Origin of the sequence: Sphingomonas horti (genome assembly GCF_009753715.1) — a bacterium.
GTDB classification, from domain to species: domain Bacteria; phylum Pseudomonadota; class Alphaproteobacteria; order Sphingomonadales; family Sphingomonadaceae; genus Sphingomonas_B; species Sphingomonas_B horti.
The window spans coordinates 354508-376682 of the sequence record NZ_WQMS01000013.1; the positions used below are offsets into that span (position 1 = coordinate 354508).

Sequence of the window (22175 nt, forward strand, 5' to 3'; positions counted from 1 at the left end):
AACGCTGTCCGTTGCATGCCAGTCCGCGCCCGCAAAGCTTCGCGCGCTCCGGCCCCCTTTCCGGCGCCGTCCGGGTGCCCGGCGACAAGTCGATCAGCCACCGCGCGCTGATGCTCGCCGCGCTCGCAGTAGGCGAAAGCCGGATCAACGGGCTTCTCGAAGGAGACGACGTACTCGCCACCGCCGCGGCGATGCGGGCGATGGGCGCGACGATCGAACGTGACGCTGACGGCTGGTCGGTCGCAGGCGTGGGTGTCGGCGGGCTGCTCCAGCCTCAGCAGGCGCTGGACATGGGCAACAGCGGCACCTCGACCCGCCTGCTGATGGGCCTCGTCGCTTCGCACCCGATCACCGCCACCTTCACCGGCGATGCCTCGCTTTCCCGGCGGCCGATGAACCGGGTGATCGAGCCGCTGTCGCTTATGGGGGCGGACGTGACCGCCTCGCCGGGCGGACGCCTGCCGCTGATGCTGCGCGGCCTCTGCCCTGCCGTACCAATCGCCTACCGCCTTCCCGTGGCATCCGCGCAAGTAAAGAGCGCGGTGCTGCTGGCCGGCCTCAATACGCCAGGGATCACGCGCGTGATCGAGCCGATCCCGACCCGCGATCATAGCGAGCGTATGCTGACCGGCTTCGGCGCCGACCTCACGGTCGAGCTCGAGAACGGGGAACGCCATATCCGGATTCGGGGAGAGGCGGAGCTGAAGCCGCAGCGCATCACCGTGCCCGGCGACCCCTCCTCCGCGGCTTTCCCGATCGTCGCCGCGCTGATCGTCCCCGGCTCGGCCGTGACGGTCGAGAATGTCGGCGTGAACCCGACCCGCGCGGGCCTCTATGAAGTGCTGCGCATGATGGGCGCGGAAATCGCCTTCGCGAACCCGCGCGAGGTCGGCGGCGAACCGGTCGCCGACATCACTGCCTGCTTCTCGACGCTGTCCGGTGTCGACGTGCCGCCGGAGCTCGCGCCCAGCATGATCGACGAATTCCCGGCCCTGTTCGTCGCCGCCGCCTTCGCCCAGGGCCGCACCGTCATGCGCGGGCTGGAGGAGCTTCGGGTGAAGGAGTCCGACAGGATCGCGACGATGGCCGAAGGCCTGCGCGCGATCGGCGCCCGGGTCGAGGAGTTGCCCGACGGCCTGATCGTCGACGGCACCGGCGGCGATCCCCTGCCAGGCGCCGCAACCGTCGCCTCGCGCCTGGACCATCGCATCGCGATGAGCTTCGCCGTCGCCGGCCTCAACTGCCTTGCGCCGGTCATCATCGACGATATGGGCCCGGTTGCCACCAGCTTCCCCGATTTCGAAAACCTGATCGAGCGCCTGAAATGATCATTGCCGTCGACGGACCCGCCGCCAGCGGCAAGGGCACGATCGCCCGCGCGCTGGCCCGCCATTACAAGCTGCCGCACCTCGACACCGGCCTGCTGTACCGCGCGGTCGGGCAGACGGTGCTCGACCGTGGCGGCGATCCGGCCAACGCGCTGGAGGCGCTCGCCGCCTGCGATTTCACGGACGACCTGCTGCTCGACCCGCGGCTCAAGCTTGCCGCGGCCGGCAATGCGGCCTCGGTGGTCTCGGCCCATCCGGCGGTGCGCCAGGCCCTGATCGAGCGCCAGTGCGCTTTCGCCGCCCAGCCCGGTGGCGCGGTGCTCGACGGGCGCGACATCGGCACCGTGATCGCGCCTCAAGCGGACGCCAAGATTTTCGTCCGCGCGACCTCCGCGATCCGCGCGCGCCGCCGTTACGAGGAGCTTGTCCGCGCCGGCGTCGCGACCAGCTTCGACAAGGTGCTGACCGATATCAAGGCGCGCGATTTGCGCGATTCGACGCGGGCCACGGCGCCGTTGCGCCAGGCCCAGGACGCGGCGCTGCTCGACACCAGCTACATGTCGATCGAAACCGCGATCAGCCGCGCCATCACGCTCGTCGAAAGCGCCCGCGCGCGCGTCTGATCGCCGCTTGCAATCGCAACCCCGCCATTTCACAACCCGGGGACGATGAGGCTTCGGAGCACCACCGCCCTCGCCCTGGGATTGATGCTCGCCGCGAGCGGCTCTCCCGCTTCGGCAGCGCCGCGACCCAAGCCGATCGACCCGGCCGCAAAGATGCCGCCGCTCCCGCCCGCCGTCATTGACGACAAGCTGACGATCGGCGGCGAGGATATCGACGCCCGCAAGGTCCGCACGCGAATGACGGTCGCGGTGAAGGTGAACGGCCAGGGCCCCTACCGCTTCGTCGTCGACAGCGGCGCCGACACTTCGGTGATCGGCCAGCGCATCGCCCGCGCGCTGCAATTGCCGGCGGGCACGCCGGTGCTGCTGAACGGAATCACGGACAGCAGCCGCGTCGACCGCGTGCTGGTCGATTCGCTGCAGCTTGGCCAAAGCACGATCCCGGACCTGCATCTGCCGGTGCTGAAGGAACAGGATCTGGGCGGCGACGGCATGATCGGCATCGATGCGCTGGTCGAGCAGCGGCTGATGATGGATTTCGAAACGCGCACCATCAAGGTCGAGGACGCGCGCATCCCGCCGCCGCGCCTGGCCGACGAGATCGTGGTGACGGCGCGCCGCCGCCGGGGCCAGCTGATCCTGACCCAGGTCACCGCCAACCGGAAGACTATCGACGCCGTGATCGACACGGGTTCCGAGATCACGATCGGCAATCTGGCGCTGCGCGACCGGCTGATCCGGCGCGACCCGGACAAATTTACGACGATCGGCGTCACCGGCGTGACCGGCGTGACCCTGAACCTGCAGCTGGCGCGCGTGGCGGAGCTGCGGATCGGCTCGATCGTGCTGCGCAACGTGCCGATCGCCTTTGCCGAAGTCCCGCCGTTCGCCGTCTTCGGCCTGTCCGAGGAGCCGGCGCTGCTGCTCGGCACCGACCTGCTCGAATCCTTCCGCCGCGTCTCGCTCGATTTCCGCGCGCGCAAGGTGCGGTTCCAGCTCAAGAATTGCGGATCGCGCGGCATCATCATCAGCACGCAGCATTCGTCGTCGCTCGCCCGCCTCTCGTCCGATCGCGGCAGCGAGGCGTGCAAGCGCTGAAATGAAAGGGGCGGCCCGGCTTGCCGGACCGCCCCCTCAAGTTTCGGCGTCTGTCGCGATCAGAACCGCAGGCGCGCACCGGCATAATAGCGCCGGCCAAGCGCGTCATAGGTTCCCGCGTCGGTGTCCTGGCCCGCCGACGCGCCGATATCGGCAAGGAACGGCGCCTTGTTGTCGAGCAGGTTGTTGACGCCGACGTACAGCTGGTACCGCTCGCCCACGTTGAAGCGGATCTGGCCGTCCAGGTAGAACTCGGCGCCGACCCGGTACAGCTTGTTCGCGCCGGGCTTCGCCCCCGTCAGCTGGTCGTCCAGATAGGACGCGCCGATGAAGGTGCCGGTCAGCGTGCCGCCGATCCCGTGCTCCTGGTCGAACGACACGGTCGTCGTGAACCGGTCCTTGGCGGCGCCGATCTCGCCCGCGAAATAATCGCGGTCAGAGCCCGGCAGCGGCACCGAATAGCCCTTGAACAGGTGCGTGTACGATGCCCTGAGGCCGAAATTGCCGCCCCACAGGTCGGTGCGCCAGTTGACGGTCGTGTCGAGACCCGACGTGCGCACGCCGCCGCTGTTGGTCGGGCCGCTGTTCACCTCGTCGATCGAGCCCGCGCTGTTCGCACCCTGGGCCGCAGGCCGGCGGGTGATGAACTGGCACAGCGCCTGGTTCGCGCCGGAATAGCACTGGTCCAGGATGAACTGCAGCGGCGTCTGGACGATGGCGTCCCTGATCTTGATGTCGAAGTAATCGACCGTCAGCACAAGGTTGCGCAGCGCCCCGCCCAGCGAACGCGGGTTGATCACCACGCCGGCGGTGAAGCTGTCGCCCTTTTCCTCCTGCAGGTTGGGGTTGCCGCCGGCAAAGCTGGTGATGCCCTGCCGGTCCGCCTGCGTCACCGTGAACGCGCCGTTGGCGGCGATGTTCGCGTTGACGCCGGGCGCGGCGCGGCACAGGTCCGCCAGCGTTCCGGTGGTGGCCGCCGTGATGCCGGTGCAGGGATCCTGCAGGCCGCTCGGGAAGTCCTGCTGCGGCGGCGCGAACAGCTCGCTGACGTTGGGCGCGCGCACCGACCGGGCCTGCATGACCCGGAAGCGCACGTCCTCGATCGGCGCCCATTCGCCGCCATAGTTGTAGCTGAACGTTCCGCCGACGGTCGAATAGTGCGACACGCGCACCGCGCCACGCAGCGACAGGCGATGGAAGAACGGACGATCCTCCAGGATCGGCGCGATCACTTCGCCAAAGCCTTCGACCAGGTCGAATTTGCCCTTGGTCGAGGGCAGCGCGTTGCCGCCGTTCAGGCCGGCCTGGCTAAGCGGGTCGAACACGCTCGACGAGGTCTCGCGGCGATATTCGCCGCCCAGCGCGATGCTGACCTTGTCGCGATTGCCGAACAGCGAGAACAGGCCGCCCGACACGTTGGCGCCGGCGACCGTTTCGGTCACCTTCGTGTCCAGCGTCTGCGGCGCGGCGAGGTAGCCGACCGCCGGGGTCAGGCTGCCGGGGCCGTAGATGTTGGCCGGAACGCAGCCGGCCGCGCGTGCCGCGGCGTCGGCGCAGATGATCTCGGTGCGGTCGCCGTCCCCGTCGATGTCGTTGACGTCGCGGATCGCGTTCAGCGCCTGCTGGAAGTTCAGGCTGTTGAACTGGCCCGAACCCTTCTGGTGCTCCACGGTCTGGCCGTAGATGCCATAGGCCTCGTAGCTCCAATCGTCCCAGAACTTGCCGTTGGCGCCGCCGGCGATGCGGAACGTGTCGCGCTTCGCAGTCGAGGTGCGGGGGCCGAAGTCCGACAGGCGCTTGTCGAAGAAGATGTCCTTCAGCCCGTCGCCGTCGGTGTCGGACGCGTCGGCGTAGATCGCGTCGGGCACGAACGGATTGCGGTAAAGCACGCCGTTCACCAGCGATTCGATCGGGATCTGGCCGCCGGCCTCCGGCGTGATGTAACTGGAATCAAGCGGGAACGGCTCGATCTCGGTCTTCACCTGGGTGCGAGCGTAATTACCTTCGACGAACAGGTTCAGCGCGTCGGACACTTCGAAATTGCCTCGCAGCGCCGCGACATAGCGTTCCACCGGCACCGCCAGGTAGCGGAAAGCCGAGCGGTTGAAGCCGTCGGGACCGATCTGCGTGCCCGCCGGCAGCCCGCAATCGTCAGGCGCCGGCCCGCCATTGGTCGAGGTGCACGGACGCAGCGCGCCGGTCACCGGGTCGTAGGTGAAGGCGAAATTGTCCGTGTAGTAGCGTCCGCGCGGGCTGTAGCCGGACAGGAACGGCCGCTCGGGCTTGAACAGATCGGCATCGTTGCCGGTCAGGCCGCCCAGGCTGGTCTGGTCGACATCGGAGGGGCCCGCCTCGGTCGGGTGCTTGCGCTTGTAGATCGCGCCCTGCTTCGAATAGCCGCCGAACGCCATGATGTTGCCGCGGCCATCGGCGAAATTCTTGCCGACGAGCAGGTTCGCCTGATAGTCGAAGCCGTCACCCCGGTCGGTGATGCCGGTCTGCGCGTCGGCCTGGATGCCGTCGAAGTCCTTCTTGTAAATGAAGTTCACGACGCCCGCGACCGCGTCCGACCCGTAGAGTGCCGATGCGCCGCCGGTCAGCACGTCGACCCGCTCCAGGAACTGGGTCGGGATCACGTTCAGGTCGACCGCATTGCTGCCGGGGATGCCGGAGACGAAGCGGCGGCCGTTCACCAGGACCAGCGTGCGGTCGACGCCCAGGTTGCGCAGGTCGACCGTCGCAACGCCGGCACTCGACGTCGCGAAGGACGAGTTGGTGCGGCTGATGCTCGGCGTGCCGAAGGTCGGGTTCTGCAGCAGCACGTCCTGAATGTTGACGGCGCCCGCATTGGCGATCTGGCGCGAATCGACGATCTGGAGTGGCGACGCAGCGGTCGCGGCCGGCGACGTGATGCGAGAGCCGGTGACGACGATCGCGTCAGCCTCTTCCTCGGCGGCCGCGGCGTCTGCCGTCGCGGGACTGGTGGTTTGGGGAGTGGCATCTGCAGTGTTCTGGGCCGATGCCGGGGAAGTCCAAAGAGCAGGAACGACAAACAAAGCGCTCGCGAGCAAGCGAGCACGGGAGGTGGTACGCATTAAACGCCCTTACTTACAGATCACCACCCCATGGACTCGCCTCTTGCCGAGAACTGCCGCGAAATCAACAGCTTTGGCAGGCGGATGCGACGAGCCGCTGCCTCCGTCCTTCCGTCGGGCGAAATGGGCCGGTAATCGGATGCGCCTCGATCGTTCCGATCAGCGAGGGCCGATCGAGCCGACAGTCTCCGCGCACGTGGCGCTTGCGATGCCGCCCAGCACCTCGGCGAGCTCGGCCTGGCGGAACGGCTTGGTCAGCCGCGGCAGGTCGGGCGCGATGCCGTCCAGGTCGGCATAGCCGGAAATAACCAGCACGCGCAGATCGGGCCGGCACTGGATCGCCACGCGCCCAAGCTCGGTGCCTGTCATGCCGGGCATCAGATGGTCCGTCACCAGCAGGTCGAACGGCGCGCTCGCCTGCAGCAGCCGCAGCGCCTCGTCGGCCGATCCGCACTCGGTCACCTCATAACCGAGCTCGCCGAGCATGTCCGCCGTACTGGCGCGCACCAGATCCTCGTCGTCGACCACGAGAGCGCGGCCGGTGGCGAGCGCGGCGCCAGGCCTCCGCGCCTCCGTTTCCGATTCCGCGCGCTGTTCGGTGGCGGGCAGCCACAGCTCGACCTGGGTGCCCAGTCCCGGGCGGCTCGACAGCTGCATCGCGCCGCCCAGCTGCACGACAAGGCCGTGGACCATGGACAGGCCCAGCCCGGTGCCCTTGCCGATGCCTTTGGTCGAAAAGAAAGGCTCGACCGCCCGTTTTAGCGTCTCCGGTTCCATGCCTGCGCCCGTATCCGCGACGCAGAGAGTCACATAGCGCCCCGGCGCCAGTCCCGATCGGTGACCGCCGCCGACAGTCTCGGCGCCCACGGTGATCGACAGCCGTCCGCCTTCCGGCATCGCGTCGCGGGCGTTCACGCTGAGGTTCAGGATCGCCATTTCCAGCTGGTTCGGATCGGCGACCGCGGCCGGAACGCCCGCGCCGACATCCACCGTCACTCGGGTGCGCGGGCCGGAGGTGCTCGCAACCAGATCGGCCATGCCCTCGACCAGCGCCCCCACGTCCACCGGGCGTGGCTGCAGCGGCTGGCGCCTGGCAAAGGCAAGCAGCCGCTGCACCAGCGTCTTCGCGCGCTCGGCCGATTGCAGCGCTCCGTCGATCAGCCTCTGCTCCCGCTCGCTTCCGGCGGCCCGCCGGTGCAGCAGGTCCAGGCTGCCGATGATCGGCGTCAACAGGTTGTTGAAGTCGTGCGCGACGCCGCCGGTCAGCTGCCCCATGGCCTCCAACTTCTGCGACTGGCGCAACGCTTCCTGTGCCAGCATCAGCTCGCGGGTCCGTTCCTCGACCTTGGTCTCCAGCGATGCCGCGAGGCCGCGCAGCTCTTCCTCGACCTCGCGACGCGCAATCGCGGTCCGGGTCCGCTCGGCGACTTCCTTGATCAGCGCCAGTTCTTCCGGCGGCCACTCCCGCGCCTCGGCATGGTTCAGGTAGAGAAGACCGACCAGCCCGCGGCGCTCGCTGACCGGCATGTTGACGACCGCGCGTGCGCTGATCGCCTTCAGCGCGTCCGCGGTCGCCGCGGTGCGGGGATCCGTCTCGGCGTCGGCGAACACGACGGTCTCGCCCCGCTTCAGGTCCTCGATATACGAACCATAGTCCCTGAAGTGCAGCACGCCCGCCAGGCTCTGGATGCCCGGTGCGTTCCAGTCGCGCTCGATCGTGATCGTCTCGGCGGCCGGATTGATCGCGCCATAGCCCGCCCTGCTCACGCCCAGCGAGCGGCCCAGGATTTCAGCCGCCGCATAGGCCAGGTCGGCGGGGTCCTCGAGATCGCGAATGCAATCGCTCAGCTCGATCAACGCACGCTGGCGGATATCCGCCTGCTTGACCGGGGTGATATCGATATTGCCGCCGACCAGTCGCGCCGGCTGCCCGGCCGCATCCAGCACGATCGCCGCGCGACCCGTCAGCCAGCGCACCTGGCCGGTATCGGCGCGCACGATGCGATATTCATAGTCGAACGGTTTGCGCTCGGCGATCGCCCGCTCCAGCGTCTCGATCGCACGGGCGCGGTCGTCCGGGTGGATCGCCGCCGTCCACGTGCCCCGGTTCATCGGCGTGCCATCGGGCAGGCCGAACAGCGCATAATATTCGGGCGAGCAGACCGCCTCGTCCCGGACGAGGTCGAAGTCGAAGCTGCCGATGCCGCCTGCCGCCTGCACCAGCCGCAACCGCGCCTCGCTCTCGGCCAGCGCCGCTTCCGCGCGCGTCCGCTCGGTCACGTCATAGCCTTCGACGAAAATGCCGGTGACGCGGCCGCCTTCGATCACCGGCTCGTAGATGAAATCCAGCACGCGCAGCTCCGGCGCGGCGCCGGAGCTGCGCGCGATGCGGACCGAAAGCTGGTCGCCGACGAACCGCTCGCCGGTTGCATAGACATGATCCAGCCGCTCGAAAAAGCCTTGCCCCTCGATCTCGGGAATGGCCGTGCGGACCGGCAGGCCCAGCAGCGGGCGGTCCCCGATCAGCCGGCGATAGGCCTGGTTCGCGAATTCGAAGACATGCTCGGGGCCGCGAAGCGTGCAGATAAAGCCCGGCGCCTGCTCAAAAAGGCGGCGCTGCCGCTCGCTCTGCTCGGCCAGGCTTCGCTGCGCCAACACTGCTTCGGTCGTCTCGGTGCAGACCACCAGCACGCCGCCGACGCCACTCGTTGCGTCGGGCTCGTCGATCGGACTGTAGCTGTAGGTCCAGTACACGTCCTCGCGCCGGCCGTTGCGCGTGATGGGGACCAGCTGGTTCACATGCCAGGTCGCGCCGCCGCCTGACATGACCTGCTCGATCTGCGGGCCAATGATGTTCCAGATCTCATCCCACACCGCGCGCGCCGGCTGCCCCAGCGATCCAGGGTGCCGCTCTGGCCCGATCGAGCGGCGATAGGCGTCGTTATACAGGCAAGCGAGCTCTCGGCCCCACCAGATATACATCGGGTGTCCGGTATTGAGCATGATCCGAACGGCTGTGCGCAGCGGCGCCGGCCAGCGCTCCGGCGGCCCCAGTGAGGTTGCAGCCCAGTCGTGCGCGCGCATCAGCGCACCCATCTCACCGCCGCCCTCCAAAAAGGCGGCCGTCCGTGTCTCGTCGTCTTCCGCGTGCAGCCGCATCGGCCTCTGGCATTCCCAACCGTCGAGCCCCCGCCGCCGGCGCCCGGACGCTAGCCCGCAACTCCTTTCAGCGAAAGAGGATTTCGCGCGATCGCCTTTAGAAGGCCGCGCTTGACCACCGCGGCCCGATCGCCCGGCGGCGGCGGCATGCGGCGCCCGCAACCGCAAAGCCGGCGATCATCATGGCCCAACTCGCCGGCTCGGGAACGGGCGTAACCGCCAGCGGCGCGATCGTGATCCGCCGGACTTGCAGATTCAAATCCATTCCACCGGTGTTGAGCGTCTGCCTTCGGAAATAGCCCCGAGTAACGTCCCCCTGCTGCACGTCATAGTCGAGCGGAGTCCTGAGATCGGGCGAATTCACAATCTGATTGAAGGCGCTGGAAATGAAGAAATCGGCGTAATCGTAGCTGCTGCCGCTACCCTTGAAATCAATGCTGGTATGGCTGACCTTGTCATATCCACCGAAGATTATTCCCAGATCGTCGTTCTGGGTGGCCTTCCCGGAGCTGTTGTCGTAGCCGTCGTCACGCGAATTGCTCCAGGTCAGCGATCGATTGTTGATGGTCAGGGATGATTCGATGAAAGGATTGGCGCCGGGGCCCGTGGCCAATACCGACGCATATGGAAAGAGTGCGAAGTAAGAGCCGGGCGTTCCCGGGTCGATCGTGAATCGCATCGTATAGTCTAGATGGTAAACGTCGATCCCGGCACCAAAGTAATTGTCCAGATCGAACCCCTGCGAAACTATTCCGCTATACGTGACGGTGAACACACCGGCCTGGGCGCTGCTGCTCCCTGCTGCAACAATGCCGAGCGCGGCCAAAGCGGCTAATTTTGAAGCTTTCACTGGTCTTCCCCTCAACCGTGGATAGCAGGCCGTTTCTAAAGCATGTTAAGCGTAATATGCACGCCCAAATATGCGTCCGTCCCATTCTTGCACAGCGCGGCCACACGGGTTGTGCCCGGCGTTCATGACAAGCGAACGGCAGTTCCCCTTCCGGCCGACGCGCGGGCGCCCGTCGCGCCGGCTGTTCTGATCCGCTCCACCTTGCCATCGCGCCTCGCTTCCCCTATGTGCGCCCGCGTCCGGCGGGCCTAGGTTCGCGGAGGAAGGCGCGTGGGGTGTCCCGACGCGCCGTTTTGGCTTTCTGGGCGCCTCCGTTCCCTGCTCCCCTCGGATGCTCCATCGGCATGCGGCCGACGGGGCGGATTGGCCTTGGGCGCGCCCTGTTCGTCGCGCCTAGACCGCCGGAGACAACCGGCTGGCCAGCAATGACAGTGTAGGAAGCTCTTTCTTTATGGCCACTGCGGCTTTTCCCACCCGCGACGATTTCGCGGCTCTTCTCAACGAAACGCTCGGCGACAACGACGGCTTTGAGGGCCGGGTCGTCAAGGGCACTGTCACCGCGATCGAGAATGACCTGGCCGTCATCGATGTCGGCCTGAAGTCCGAAGGCCGCGTGCCGCTGCGCGAGTTCGCGGCGCCGGGCCAGAAGGCGGACCTGAAGGTCGGCGACGAGGTCGAGGTGTTCGTCGACCGTGTCGAGAACATCAACGGCGAAGCGATGCTGTCGCGCGACCGCGCGCGCCGCGAAGCCGCCTGGGACAAGCTGGAAGGCGAGTTCGCCGCCGGCAACCGCGTCGACGGCGTGATCTTCGGCCGCGTGAAGGGCGGCTTCACTGTCGATCTGGGCGGCGCCGTGGCGTTCCTGCCCGGTTCGCAGGTCGACATCCGTCCGGTCCGCGACGTGCAGCCGCTGATGGACATTCCGCAGCCCTTCCAGGTGCTGAAGATGGACCGTCGCCGCGGCAACATCGTCGTGTCGCGCCGCGCCGTTCTCGAAGAGACCCGCGCCGAGCAGCGCACCGGTCTGATCCAGTCGCTGCATGAAGGCCAGGTGATCGACGGCGTCGTGAAGAACATCACCGATTACGGCGCGTTCGTGGACCTGGGCGGCATCGACGGCCTGCTCCACGTCACCGACCTCAGCTACAAGCGGGTCAACCACCCGTCCGAGGTGCTGAACATCGGCGACACGGTGAAGGTGCAGATCATCCGCATCAACCGCGACACCCAGCGCATCTCGCTCGGCATGAAGCAGCTGGAAAGCGATCCGTGGGAAGGCGCTGCCGCCAAGTATCCGATCGGCGCGAAGTTCCATGGCCGCGTGACCAACATCACCGAATATGGCGCCTTCGTCGAGCTGGAACCGGGCATCGAGGGTCTGGTCCATGTCTCCGAGATGAGCTGGACCAAGAAGAACGTGCATCCGGGCAAGATCGTCTCGACCAGTCAGGAAGTCGACGTGATCATCCTTGAGGTCGACGAGGACAAGCGCCGCATCTCGCTGGGCCTGAAGCAGGCGCAGCAGAATCCGTGGGAGAAGTTCGCCGAGGCGCACCCGGTCGGCAGCCAGGTCGAGGGCGAGGTCAAGAACGCGACCGAGTTCGGCCTGTTCATCGGGCTCGACAATGACGTCGACGGCATGGTCCACATGTCGGACATCGCCTGGGGCATCTCCGGCGAGGACGCGCTCAATCTCCACCGCAAGGGCGAGATGGTGCAGGCGATCGTGCTCGACGTCGATGTCGAGAAGGAGCGCATCTCGCTCGGCATGAAGCAGCTGGAGCGCGGTGCGCCGGCGGCGGGCGGCGTATCGGCGGGCGGCACGCTCAAGAAGAACGACGTCATCACCGTCACCGTGCTGGAAGTCCGCGACGGCGGGCTCGAGGTGCAGGCGGGCGAGGATGGCGCGACCGGCTTCATCAAGCGTTCCGACCTTGGCCGCGACCGCGACGAGCAGCGCCCCGAGCGCTTCCAGGTCGGCCAGAAGTTCGACGCCATGGTCACCGGCTTCGATCGCTCGAAGAAGCCGACCTTCTCGGTCAAGGCGATGCAGATCGCCGAGGAGAAGCAGGCCGTCGCCCAGTACGGCTCGTCCGACTCCGGCGCGTCGCTCGGGGATATCCTGGGCGCAGCCTTGAACAAGGCGAAGCAGGGCAAGTAACGAAGCGGAACCGCCACCCGGTCGATCCGGGTGGCGGTTTCGTCCGATGCGACTCGCGCCGGCTTTTGGCTTGCGCTATATTCGTACCAGCTATTGTCGCTTATCAGTCGAGTGGCGGTCCGGGGGGGGGCCGTCGATTGTCAGAGGGGGGCCAGCGCTGGGAAAGGCCCCGGCGGCGGTCCAGCACGGAACCGCCAGCTTGAAAGGAAGCCTATGATCCGGTCGGAACTGGTCCAGATGCTCGCCGAGGAAAATCCGGGCCTCGCGGTCAAGGAGATCGACAGGATCGTCTCGATCTTCTTTGACGAGATCAGCCAGCGCCTCGCCGAGGGCGGCCGCGTCGAGCTGCGCGGCTTCGGCGCTTTCTCGACGCGCGCGCGCGACGCTCGCACCGGCCGCAACCCGCGCACCGGCGAAACCGTCGCGGTCGATGCGAAGCGCGTCCCCTATTTCAAGCCCGGCAAGGAAATGCGTCAGCGGCTGAACGTCTGACGCCTGCCTTCCCGCCAGGGAAGTTTACGATCCCCGATCACTCGCGACTGTGCGACCGGCTTGCCCGGCAACGGCGCGTCGCGCGCCTGAAACAGCGCCCAAGTCTTTTCGGCTTGTATGTTAGCGGTTTTTTAATCTACGTTGCAGGCGCTCCCTTGGGCGAGTCTAAGGGGGCTCGTGTAAATCAGGGGGATTGCCATGAAGACTGTCTATCTTGCGCTTGCCGCCACGGCTCTTTGCGTCGCCGGTTCGGCCCAGGCCGCCTCGACTTCCTATAATTCGACTCCGGCCGATGGCTGGTTCTACGGCAACGGCAACGACTATTCGCCGGCCAACACCGCGGTGCTGACGACCGACGACAACGACCAGCTCTACCTGCGCTTCCACAAGACCTTCGCGGTTGCTCCCGCTTCGAGCGGCAACGTGTACAGCTTTGCGCTGGGCACCGATCCGATGAGCTTCGACTGGGGCATCGACAATAACGCGGGCGCCTCGATCACCGCGCTGCTGACGCTCAAGAATCTCGGAACGGGACAGACGTTCAGCTACGATCCGTTTTTCGTCGGCAACGACAACAGCAACGGCGCTGGCAGCTCGCAGAACAGCTTCCGGCTGAACTGGGCTCCGATCGGCTTCAACCCGGGGGTCAACGACACCTACCGCGTCACGCTCGACGTGAGCGGCCTGGCCGGTGGCCCGCAGTCGCTCAGCATCGATGCGAAGCTCGGCGCCGGCGTGCCCGAGCCTGCGACCTGGGCGATGATGATCGGCGGCTTCGGCTTCGTCGGCGGCGCGCTGCGCAGCCGTCGCCGCGCGACCGTTCGGTTCGCCTGATCCCATTATCATCGGCGGCCGGAGCCTTCGGGCTCCGGCCGTCTTGTTTCAGCTCTTCAGCCGATACCCGGTGCGGAAAATCCAGGCGACCACTGCCAGGCAAATGACGAAGATTGCGAGCGTGATCGCGAAGCTCACGCCCACCGCCACGTCCGAGGTTCCGTAGAAAGTCCAGCGGAACGCGTTGATCAGATACACGACCGGATTGAACAACGTCACGGTGCGCCACGGCTCGGCCAGCATGTCGATCGAATAAAAGGCGCCGCCCAGGAACGTCATCGGCGTCACGATCAGCAGCGGGATCACCTGCAGCTGCTCGAAGCCCTTGGCCCAGATGCCGACGATGAAGCCGAACAGGCAGAAGGTCGCGGCGATCAGCAGCAGGAACGCGATCATCGGCAGCGGGTGCTCGATCCGCACGTCGACGAACAGGTTCGCCGTCAACAGGATCACCAGCGCGACGGTCGTCGACTTGGTCATCGCCGCGCCGACATAGCCGAGCACCGTCTCGAACGCCGACAAGGGCGCCGACAGGATCTCGTAGATGGTGCCGGTGAAGCGCGGCATGTGGATGCCGAACGAGGCGTTGAAGATGCTCTCCGTGAACAGCGACAGCATCATCAGCCCCGGCACGATGAACGCGCCATAGGGCACGCCATCCACTTCGCTCATCCGCGAGCCGATCGCCGATCCGAACACGATGAAATACAGCGATGTCGTGATGACCGGCACCGCAAGCCCGGTCCACAGCGTCCGCGCGAACCGGTGCATCTCGAATTTGTAGATGGCGAGCACGCCGCGCCAGTTGATGCCGGTCATGCGCTCTCCCCTTCATGTACCAGGCGGACGAAAATGTCCTCCAGCGAGCTCTGCCGCGTCGCCAGGTCCTTGAAGCCGATGCCGAGGTCGGTCATCCGCCGGATCAGGGACGCGATGCCGGTGCGCTCCGCCTTGGCGTCGAACGTGAAGAGCAGCTCATTGCCTTCGTCGCGCAACTCCAGCGCCCATTCGTCGAGCTCCGGCGGGATCGACGCCATCGGCTCGACCAGCTTCAGCGTCAGCTCGCGCTTGCCGAGCTTCTGCATCAGCGACGCCGTCTCCTCGACCAGGATCAGCTCGCCATGGCTGATCACGCCGACGCGATCGGCCATTTCCTCGGCTTCCTCGATATAATGGGTCGTCAGGATGATCGTGACGCCCTGCTCCCTGAGCTCCCGCACCATCTCCCACATGCCGCGCCGCAGCTCGACATCGACGCCGGCGCTCGGCTCGTCGAGGAACAGCACGGTCGGCTGGTGGGAGAGCGCCTTGGCGATCATCACCCGGCGCTTCATGCCGCCGGACAGCTCCTTGATCCTGGTCGTGCGCTTGTCCCACAGCGACAGCTGCTTCAGCAGCCGCTCGATATAGGCCGGTTCGCGCGGCTTGCCGAACAGCCCACGGCTGAAGCTGACCGTGTCCCAGACTGTCTCGAACGCGTCGGTGGTCAGTTCCTGCGGCACCAGCCCGATCGCGCTTCGCGTCGCGCGATAGCCGGCGATGATGTCGTGCCCGTCGACCGTCACGGTCCCGCCGCTTGGCCGCACGATCCCGCAGACGATGCTGATCAGCGTCGTCTTGCCGGCGCCGTTCGGGCCTAGCAGCGCGAAGATCTCGCCGCGCCCGATCTCCAGATCGACGGCCTTCAGCGCCTGGAGGCCGGACTCATAGGTCTTGGTCAGGCCGGAAATGCGGATGATCGGGTCCATCTCGTTCCGGTAGCGGTTTCGTGGGGCCATGGGCAACCGCAGGCTTGACCCCGCCCCGCGCCGCCCCGATCAAGCTGGCGCGTGCGGACGTGGCGGAACCGGTAGACGCTGGAGACTTAAAATCTTCTGCCCCATGGGCGTGCGGGTTCGAGTCCCGCCGTCCGCACCATTGGTGGGCCGTCATTGGAAGTTGGGCCCAGCCCAACTGAACGCGCCCGGTCACCGGCGTGAGATGCCGTCCGTCTGCAAACGACCCATTGCGGCCCCTCTCCCATGGGAGAGGGCGACTCGCGGCTCCGCCGCGAGCGGGGTGAGGGGACCAGGACTTCGTGGAGAGGCCCAGACCCCTCACCCGGTCAGCGCAAGCGCTGACTCGACCTCTCCCTATGGGAGAGGTGATTGGTCCGGTAACCACCCTTTGCCGACTAGAGACAGTCGCCGAAGGCGGCGCACACAAAGCCCAAGCTCCACGCAAACAGAAGAAAGAGCGCGCCGGCGCCGTACAACAGCGAGAGCAATGCTCGAGCGAGCCGCGAACAAGGAAGCACCCAGACACCACTCAATCCCACGGCAACACTGACGGCGAGCGCGGAGTAGTCGGTCGCTCCGCTCCACCTATCCACCATACCCCTAGAGATCGCTAGATAGGCCGTCATCAGGACGAGCGGGGACGCTGCGAAGAATAGCGCCCACACTAATCGCGTACGCCGCGAGAACGGCGGCGTCTCGTATCCCATAGCATGAAGATGACAGGTTACGTGATGGCCGACAATGTCGGCTTGCCGCCCTATTGCCGACATTCCGGAGAGACCGACCAACCCGTCACCAGCCGGCCTGAGCTTGTCGAACGCCTTCCCTTCTTGTGCCGAGCCTTTCCCTCCGCACCCCTGGCCGCATGGGCCGGATCGGCCTTTGCCGCGCTTCGTTCCTCCCGCGCATGATGGAGGCACAGATGACGGGCCAAAGGCGCAAGGGTCCCGCGCAGAAGAGCGCGATGTTCGATCAGAAGCGGCAGTTCGAGGAAGAAGTCTCCGGCAATGTGCGGCGCAAGGGCCAGGACCCCTCGCCCGACGACCGGGAGCGCGGCGAGACCTCGGACAAGGACAAGGCGGCGGCGGACGTCTAGCCGCGCAACCGTTCCGCCAGTAGCCGCGCTTCCTCCCGCACCCTGAACCAGCGCAGCCGCTCTTCCTGCGCGTCGGCGAGGGCACGGTGGGCGGGCGGCTGGTCGGGCGGCCGGACTTCGGCGCCAGCGACGAGGGATGACGCCACTTGCTCGATCTTCTGCGGCTCGACCGCGCCCTGCAGCAGCGCCATTGCGGTCTCCAGGTGCGCGTCGTCGCTGTCGCGCAGGCGGAGCGCATGCCGCGACAGCCCGGCGGCGCGGAGCAGCGCGCTCAGCCATTTGCCGTCCCAGGACGGCGCGCTGGCAAGCAGGTCATGGCCGCTGAGCGCATCGAGCATCCGCGCGGCGACGCGGTCGTGCGCCTCCCCTTCCCGCTCCAGCAGCGCGCGCGGGATGCCGTGGATGCGCTCGGCGCGCGCGTCCCAATCGCTCCAGGCCGGCGCCGGGCGGATCAGCCACGTCTCGTGCGCGCCGTCCTCGAACACCCAGGCGACCTCGATCGGATAGCTGTTCTTCGACAGCGACGAGGCTTCGAAATCCACGAACACGCGCATGCCGGCGGAACGCGCGGAGAGAGGGAAAGACTCCGCCCCGGCGCTTGCAAGACCGGGGCGGAGCAGTTGGCCTACTCGTATCTGAGGGCGTGGATCGGGTTGGTGCGCGCGACCCGCATCGCGTGGGCGGCCACCGTCGCGATCGCGATGGCGAAGGCGATCAGGCCGGCGACGACGAAGGGCGTGGGCGTCAGCTCGATCCGCGTGTCGAACTTGTTCAGCCAGTCGCGCATCACCCACCAGGCCACCGGCCAGGCGATCAGGTTGGCGACAATCACCGGCCGGGTGAACTGCCACACCAGCAGCCGCACGATGTCGCGGGTGCGGGCGCCCAGCACCTTGCGGATGCCGATCTCCTTGGTGCGCCGCTCGGCGGTGAACGCGGCAAGGCCGAACAGGCCGAGGCACCCGATCACGACCGCCAGCGCCGCGAAGGTGGCGAAAATCTGGGCGCGGGCTGCCTCGCGGTCATATTGCTCGCGCACGATGTCCTGGGCGAAGCGCGCCTGGAATGGCACCTGCGGGATGTTGCGCTTCCACACCGTCTCGATCTGCTGACGGATGGCGGCAGGATCGCCCGAGAAACGCACCGCGATCGTCTCGAAGCCGTTGCGGCGCATCGTGTAGATGATCGGCTGCAGCGGTTCGCGAACGGAGCGGAAGCGCGCGTCCTCCACCACGCCGACGATCGTGACCGGCAGCAGGCCGTATTCGGACGGCAGCATGTCGCCCTGGAACTGCTTTCCGATCGCGTCCTGCGCCGTCTTGAAGCCGAGCCGGCGCGCCGCCTCCATCGTCACGACGACATTGGCGCCGCGCTGGGCCAGCGCCTGCAACGCGGCTTCGCGCCCCGGGTCGGATCGCGGCGGCGTGGTCACGTCGTCCCGCCCCTGCGCTTCCGAAAAGGCGCGGCCGGCGAGCATCTTCATGCCCATCGCTTCGAAGAAGCCCGGCTCGACCGAATAGTCGCCCAGATCGACCGACTGGGTCGCGCCGGGAAAATAGACGCGAGTGATCGAGTTGCTGTCGGGATCGACCGCGATCTGGGTTCGCGCCGCGGCTTGCACCCCCGGGATGCGCCGGATCTGCTCTGTCACGGCCTGGTCGCGGCCGTCGACGCCGCGATAACCGAGGTTACCGACCTGCAGCAGCCCGTCGCGGCGGTATCCGGCATCGACGGTGCGCGCATAGATCGTCTGCGAGTAGATGACGGCCGTGCAGATGATCAGCCCGATCGAGATCGCGAACTGCCCGACGACGAGGATGTTGCGCAACCGGCCCGAGCCCTGCGCGTCGGCCGACGACTTGTTGGCCTTCAGGATCTTCGCGGGTTCGAACCGGGCGAGGTAGAAGGCGGGATAAAGGCCGGCGACGATGCCGACCAGCACGACCAGGCCGATCAGCGGCAATATCACGCCGCCCCTGCCGACATAATGAAGCGCGATGTCGCTGCCCAGGAACGCGTTGAAGGACGGCAGCAGCAGCTCGACCATGGCCAGCGCCAGCACCATCGCGACGAACGCGATCAGGACCGATTCGCCGAGGAACTGGACGAGCAGCTGCCCGCGCGACGCCCCGAGCACCTTGCGCAACGCCACCTCGCGGGCGCGTTGCGAGGCGCGTGCTGTCGTCAGGTTCGTGAAATTGACGCAGGCGATGCCAAGGATGAGCAGCGCGATCACCCCGAACGTGATCACGGTGAAGCGATCATTTCCGGGCGTGACGGGCGCGCGCTGCGCCTCGCCCAGATGGACGTCGCGGATATTGACCAGGCGATAATCCTGCACGTCGCCGGCATTGGTTTTCTGGCCCGCGACTTCCTCGTCCGGAATGTTGCGCTTTTTCCATGCATCCATGCGCGAATTGATCAGCGCCGCGTCCTTTGGAGAACGCAGCCGCGCGTAATACCAGCCCTGCTGGTTGTTCCAGCTGGTCAGGTCGCGCGGACGATCGGAGAATTGGGTGTTTAGGTCGAACCGCGCCACGGCATCGGCCGTGAAGCTCGAATGCTTCGGCCAGTCCTTGAAGACGCCGGTGACCTTGTAGTCGACGTCGCCCATATTATCGACGATCGTCAGCGTCTGCCCGATCGGGTCGCGGTTGCCGAAGCGCTTCTTCGCTTCGGTTTCGCTCAGTGCGATCGAATGGCTGTCCGGCAGAGCGCTCGCCGCGCTGCCGCGGACGAACGGCATCTTCAGGATGTCGAACAGGTTGCCGTCGACCATGCGGAGCTCTTTGATCTGCCCCGCCTGCCCGTCCTGGATCACGATCGGCGCGAAGCCGCGCACCCAGACCAGCTTCTCGACCTCGTCCGGATAGTCCTTCTGCAGCGCGCGGCCGGCCGCGATCGCGGCGACCTGCAGGTGCATTTCCTCGCCGCCCTGCGCGGTCGCCTTGTAGTTGGTCTGCAGCTGAAAGACCTGGTCCGCGTCAGGCACCCAGTCGTCGTACGTCATCTCGTAGCGGACGTAGAGCAGGATCATCACGCACGCGGCGAGGCCGAGCGCCAGACCGACGATGTTGATCGCCGCATAGACGCGGTTCTTGGTCAGGGCACGAAGGCCGACGGTCAGGTAATTACGCCACATCCTACAATCCTATTCGTAGCGCAGTGCGCGGATCGGATTGGCGCTGGCGACCTTGACCGCGTGGGCGGCGATGGTGCCGATGGCGATGACGAGGGCGAGCAGGCCCGCCGCGACGAACGGCGTCGGGCCGAGCGCGATCCGGTCGTCGAACTTGTTCAGCCAGTCGCGCATCACCCACCAGGCGACCGGCCAGGCGATCAGGTTGGCGATGATCACGGGCCGGGTGAACTGCCACACCAGCAGCCGCACGATGTCGCGGGTGCGCGCACCCAGCACCTTGCGGATGCCGATCTCCTTGGTCCGCCGCTCCGCCGTGAACGAGGCGAGGCCGAACAGGCCGAGGCAGCCGACGATCACCGCCAGCAGCGCGAAGGCCGCGAAGATGGCCGCTCTGGATGCTTCCGCCTGGTACAGCTTGCCGACGATCTCGTCGCTGAACTTGGCCTGGAACGGCACCTCCGGCGCCAGCCGCTTCCACACGCCCTCCAGCCGGCCGCGCACGGCCGCTGGATCCTTGCTGCTGTAGCGCACCAGTATCTGGTTGATCGACTTGGGATCGTAGAAGAACATGATCGAGTCGATCGGCTCCCGGACGGAGCGGAAGCGCGAATCCTGGACGACGCCGATGATGTTGATCGGCACCATGCCGCCATATTCGGGATCGACCAGCGCCGCCTTCAGCTGCTTGCCGACGGCATCCGCCGGGTTCTTGAAGCCCATCCGCTTCGCCGCCAGCTCGTTGACGACGACGTTGGCGCCGCGCGCGGCAAAGGCACGCTCGGCGGCCGGATCCTCGGGAAACGGGCGTTCGGCACTGTCGGCGGGGCGGCTTCGGTCGAAGCTGCGGCCGGCGATCAGCTTGATGCCCATGGTTTTGAAGAAGCCGTCGTCGATATTGTACTGGCCGATATTGACCGGCTCCTGCCGCCCGGGCAGCTGCACGCCGGTGTTGCTGCTGTTGGGCGTGGCGATGCCGATCGTCGTGCGGCCGACCGAGACCACGCCGTCGACCTTGGCCATTTCCGCGACCATCGTGTCGAGCACGGGCTGGATCTGGCGGCGCCCGGCGCCGTCGATCTGGATCAGCCCTTCGCGCTGATAGCCGGGGTCGGACGTGCGGGCATAGGCGGTCTGCGCATACACCACGGCCGTGCAGATGATCAGGCCGATCGACACCGCGAACTGGCTGACCACCAGCACGCCGCGCAGGCGGCCGCTCCCTTCCGCATCGGCCGCCGACTTGTTCGCCTTCAGCACCTTGGCGGGCTGGAAGCGCGACAGGTAGAAGGCGGGGTAGAGGCCACCGGCGGCGCCGACGATCAGCACCAGCGCCAGGATCGGCAGCACCAGCCCGCCGCTGCCGAAATAGGTCATTTCCAGATCGGCATCGAGGAAGCCGGAAATCGCCGGCAGCGTGACTTCCGCGATCGCCAGCGCGACCAGCATCGAGATCCCGGCGACCAGCACGGATTCGCCCAGGAATTGGGTGATCAGCTGCCGCCGGTTCGCGCCGAGCACCTTGCGCAGCGCCACTTCGCGCGCCCGCTGGCTCGCCCGCGCGGTCGCCAGGTTGACGAAGTTGACGCAGGCCATGCCAAGGATCAGCAGCGCGACGACGGCGAACGTCGTGATGGTGCGCCGGTCGTTGCCCGGGGTCATCGCGCCGTCCTGCGCCTTGCCGAGATGCACGTCGCGGATGTTGACCAGCGCGAAGTCGGCGATGTCGCCCTGGTTGAAGCGCTGGCCACCGAACACCTGGTCGGCGATGTTGCGCTTCTCCCAGGCCGGCAGCTGCGCGTTGATCGCCGCGGCGTCGGTGCCCGGCTTCAGCCGCAGGTACATGTGCCCGGATTGCCAGCCCCATTGGGTCAGGAAATCGGGATTGTCGGCCCAATAGCTGCTCGGGTCATAGCGGGCGACCATGCTGAGCTTCACATGGCTGTTCTTCGGCGGGTCCTGGACGACGCCGGTGACCCGATAATCGGTGTTCTTGCCCTGGGCGGCGACAGTCAGCGTCTGCCCGATCGGGTTCTCGCCGCCGAACCGCTTTTGTGCCTCGCTTTCGGTCAGCACGATCGACCCGGGATTGGCGAGCGCGGTCTTGGGATTTCCCTGCACGAACGGGAATTGCAGGATGTCGAACAGCGGCCCGTCGGTGAACTTGAAGTCCTCGACTTCGAACGGCTCGCCGTTGCGGATCACGACCGGGCGGCTCGATTGGATATAGACCGCCTGCTCGATCTGCGGGAAATCCTTCAGCAGCGCCTGCTTGGTCACATAGGCGGCCATCTGCAGATAGCTCTGCTCGCCGGTATCCGGATCGTGATAATAGGTCTGGAACTGATACGCGTTCTCGGACCCCGGGAGCGCTTTGTCGTAGGTCAGCTCATAGCGGACGAACAGCAGGATGATCAGGCACGCGGCCATGCCGATCGCCAGCCCCAGGATGTTGATCAGGGCATAGGCGCGATTCTTCAGCAGCGATCGAAAGCCGACCGTCAGGTAATTCTGCCACATGG

The 22175-nt window shown here is 66.6% G+C and carries 15 protein-coding genes and 1 tRNA gene; 8 read left to right on the top strand and 8 right to left on the bottom strand.

The window, feature by feature from the left end; translation table 11 throughout:
• The first annotated feature begins 11 nt into the window (after window positions 1–11).
• Genes aroA through GON01_RS11290 form a run of 3 tightly spaced genes read left to right on the top strand, consistent with a single transcriptional unit; the run spans window position 12 to window position 3049 of the window.
• The gene (gene aroA / locus GON01_RS11280; protein WP_157027449.1) at window positions 12–1328 is read left to right on the top strand and encodes a 3-phosphoshikimate 1-carboxyvinyltransferase; all 1317 of its coding nucleotides are present in this window, start codon (window positions 12–14) and stop codon (window positions 1326–1328) included.
• Window positions 1325–1951 carry a (d)CMP kinase gene (locus GON01_RS11285; RefSeq protein WP_157027450.1) on the top strand — a complete coding sequence of 209 codons (627 nt, stop codon included), beginning with the start codon at window positions 1325–1327 and terminating at the stop codon, window positions 1949–1951. Before aroA ends, GON01_RS11285 begins: the two co-directional genes overlap by 4 nt.
• A 45-nt stretch (window positions 1952–1996) precedes the next feature.
• On the top strand, window positions 1997–3049 hold the full coding sequence (locus GON01_RS11290; RefSeq protein WP_157027451.1) for an aspartyl protease family protein: 1053 nt from the start codon (window positions 1997–1999) through the stop codon (window positions 3047–3049).
• Window positions 3050–3108: 59 nt separating this feature from the next.
• Here the strand turns inward: GON01_RS11290 and GON01_RS11295 are convergent, their stop codons facing one another.
• From GON01_RS11295 to GON01_RS17010, 3 genes are all read right to left on the bottom strand, one after another.
• A complete protein-coding gene (locus GON01_RS11295; RefSeq protein WP_157027452.1) occupies window positions 3109–6144 on the bottom strand; it encodes a TonB-dependent receptor plug domain-containing protein in 3036 nt (1011 codons plus the stop codon).
• A gap of 159 nt (window positions 6145–6303) precedes the next feature.
• Window positions 6304–9303, bottom strand: a complete 3000-nt coding sequence (locus GON01_RS11300) for an ATP-binding protein (RefSeq protein WP_157027453.1) — start codon at window positions 9301–9303, stop codon at window positions 6304–6306.
• A gap of 97 nt (window positions 9304–9400) precedes the next feature.
• Window positions 9401–10153 carry a PEPxxWA-CTERM sorting domain-containing protein gene (locus GON01_RS17010; RefSeq protein ID WP_309503498.1) on the bottom strand — a complete coding sequence of 251 codons (753 nt, stop codon included), beginning with the start codon at window positions 10151–10153 and terminating at the stop codon, window positions 9401–9403.
• 451 nt (window positions 10154–10604) lie between these two features.
• On the opposite strand from GON01_RS17010, the gene rpsA reads away from it, so the two are divergent.
• The 3 genes from rpsA (at window position 10605) to GON01_RS11320 (ending at window position 13640) form a co-directional block, all read left to right on the top strand.
• Window positions 10605–12314 (top strand): 30S ribosomal protein S1, encoded by a 1710-nt coding sequence (gene rpsA, locus GON01_RS11310; RefSeq protein WP_157027454.1) that lies wholly within the window; start codon window positions 10605–10607, stop codon window positions 12312–12314.
• A gap of 213 nt (window positions 12315–12527) precedes the next feature.
• A complete protein-coding gene (locus GON01_RS11315) occupies window positions 12528–12806 on the top strand; it encodes an integration host factor subunit beta (protein ID WP_157027455.1) in 279 nt (92 codons plus the stop codon).
• Between the two features lie 198 nt (window positions 12807–13004).
• Complete coding sequence (locus GON01_RS11320) at window positions 13005–13640, top strand: PEPxxWA-CTERM sorting domain-containing protein (protein ID WP_157027456.1); 636 nt, start codon at window positions 13005–13007, stop codon at window positions 13638–13640.
• A gap of 48 nt (window positions 13641–13688) precedes the next feature.
• Here GON01_RS11320 and GON01_RS11325 read toward each other — a convergent pair whose 3' ends face one another.
• On the bottom strand, window positions 13689–14459 hold the full coding sequence (locus GON01_RS11325) for an ABC transporter permease (RefSeq protein ID WP_157027457.1): 771 nt from the start codon (window positions 14457–14459) through the stop codon (window positions 13689–13691).
• A complete protein-coding gene (locus tag GON01_RS11330) occupies window positions 14456–15388 on the bottom strand; it encodes an ABC transporter ATP-binding protein (RefSeq protein ID WP_157027458.1) in 933 nt (310 codons plus the stop codon). The genes GON01_RS11325 and GON01_RS11330 overlap by 4 nt, the downstream gene beginning before the upstream one ends.
• Window positions 15389–15471: 83 nt before the next feature.
• On the opposite strand from GON01_RS11330, the gene GON01_RS11335 reads away from it, so the two are divergent.
• Window positions 15472–15557 (top strand) — tRNA-Leu (locus GON01_RS11335).
• A gap of 783 nt (window positions 15558–16340) precedes the next feature.
• Entirely contained in the window at window positions 16341–16514 is a 174-nt protein-coding gene (locus GON01_RS11340) for a hypothetical protein (protein ID WP_157027459.1), read from the top strand.
• Here GON01_RS11340 and GON01_RS11345 read toward each other — a convergent pair.
• The 3 genes from GON01_RS11345 to GON01_RS11355 form a co-directional block, all read right to left on the bottom strand.
• Window positions 16511–17068 carry a 3'-5' exonuclease gene (locus tag GON01_RS11345; RefSeq protein WP_157027460.1) on the bottom strand — a complete coding sequence of 186 codons (558 nt, stop codon included), beginning with the start codon at window positions 17066–17068 and terminating at the stop codon, window positions 16511–16513. The genes GON01_RS11340 and GON01_RS11345 overlap by 4 nt on opposite strands.
• A 71-nt stretch (window positions 17069–17139) precedes the next feature.
• Window positions 17140–19656 carry an FtsX-like permease family protein gene (locus GON01_RS11350; protein WP_157027461.1) on the bottom strand — a complete coding sequence of 839 codons (2517 nt, stop codon included), beginning with the start codon at window positions 19654–19656 and terminating at the stop codon, window positions 17140–17142.
• A 9-nt stretch (window positions 19657–19665) separates the two neighbouring features.
• Window positions 19666–22173 carry an ABC transporter permease gene (locus GON01_RS11355; RefSeq protein ID WP_157027462.1) on the bottom strand — a complete coding sequence of 836 codons (2508 nt, stop codon included), beginning with the start codon at window positions 22171–22173 and terminating at the stop codon, window positions 19666–19668.
• Between the last annotated feature and the right edge of the window lie 2 nt (window positions 22174–22175).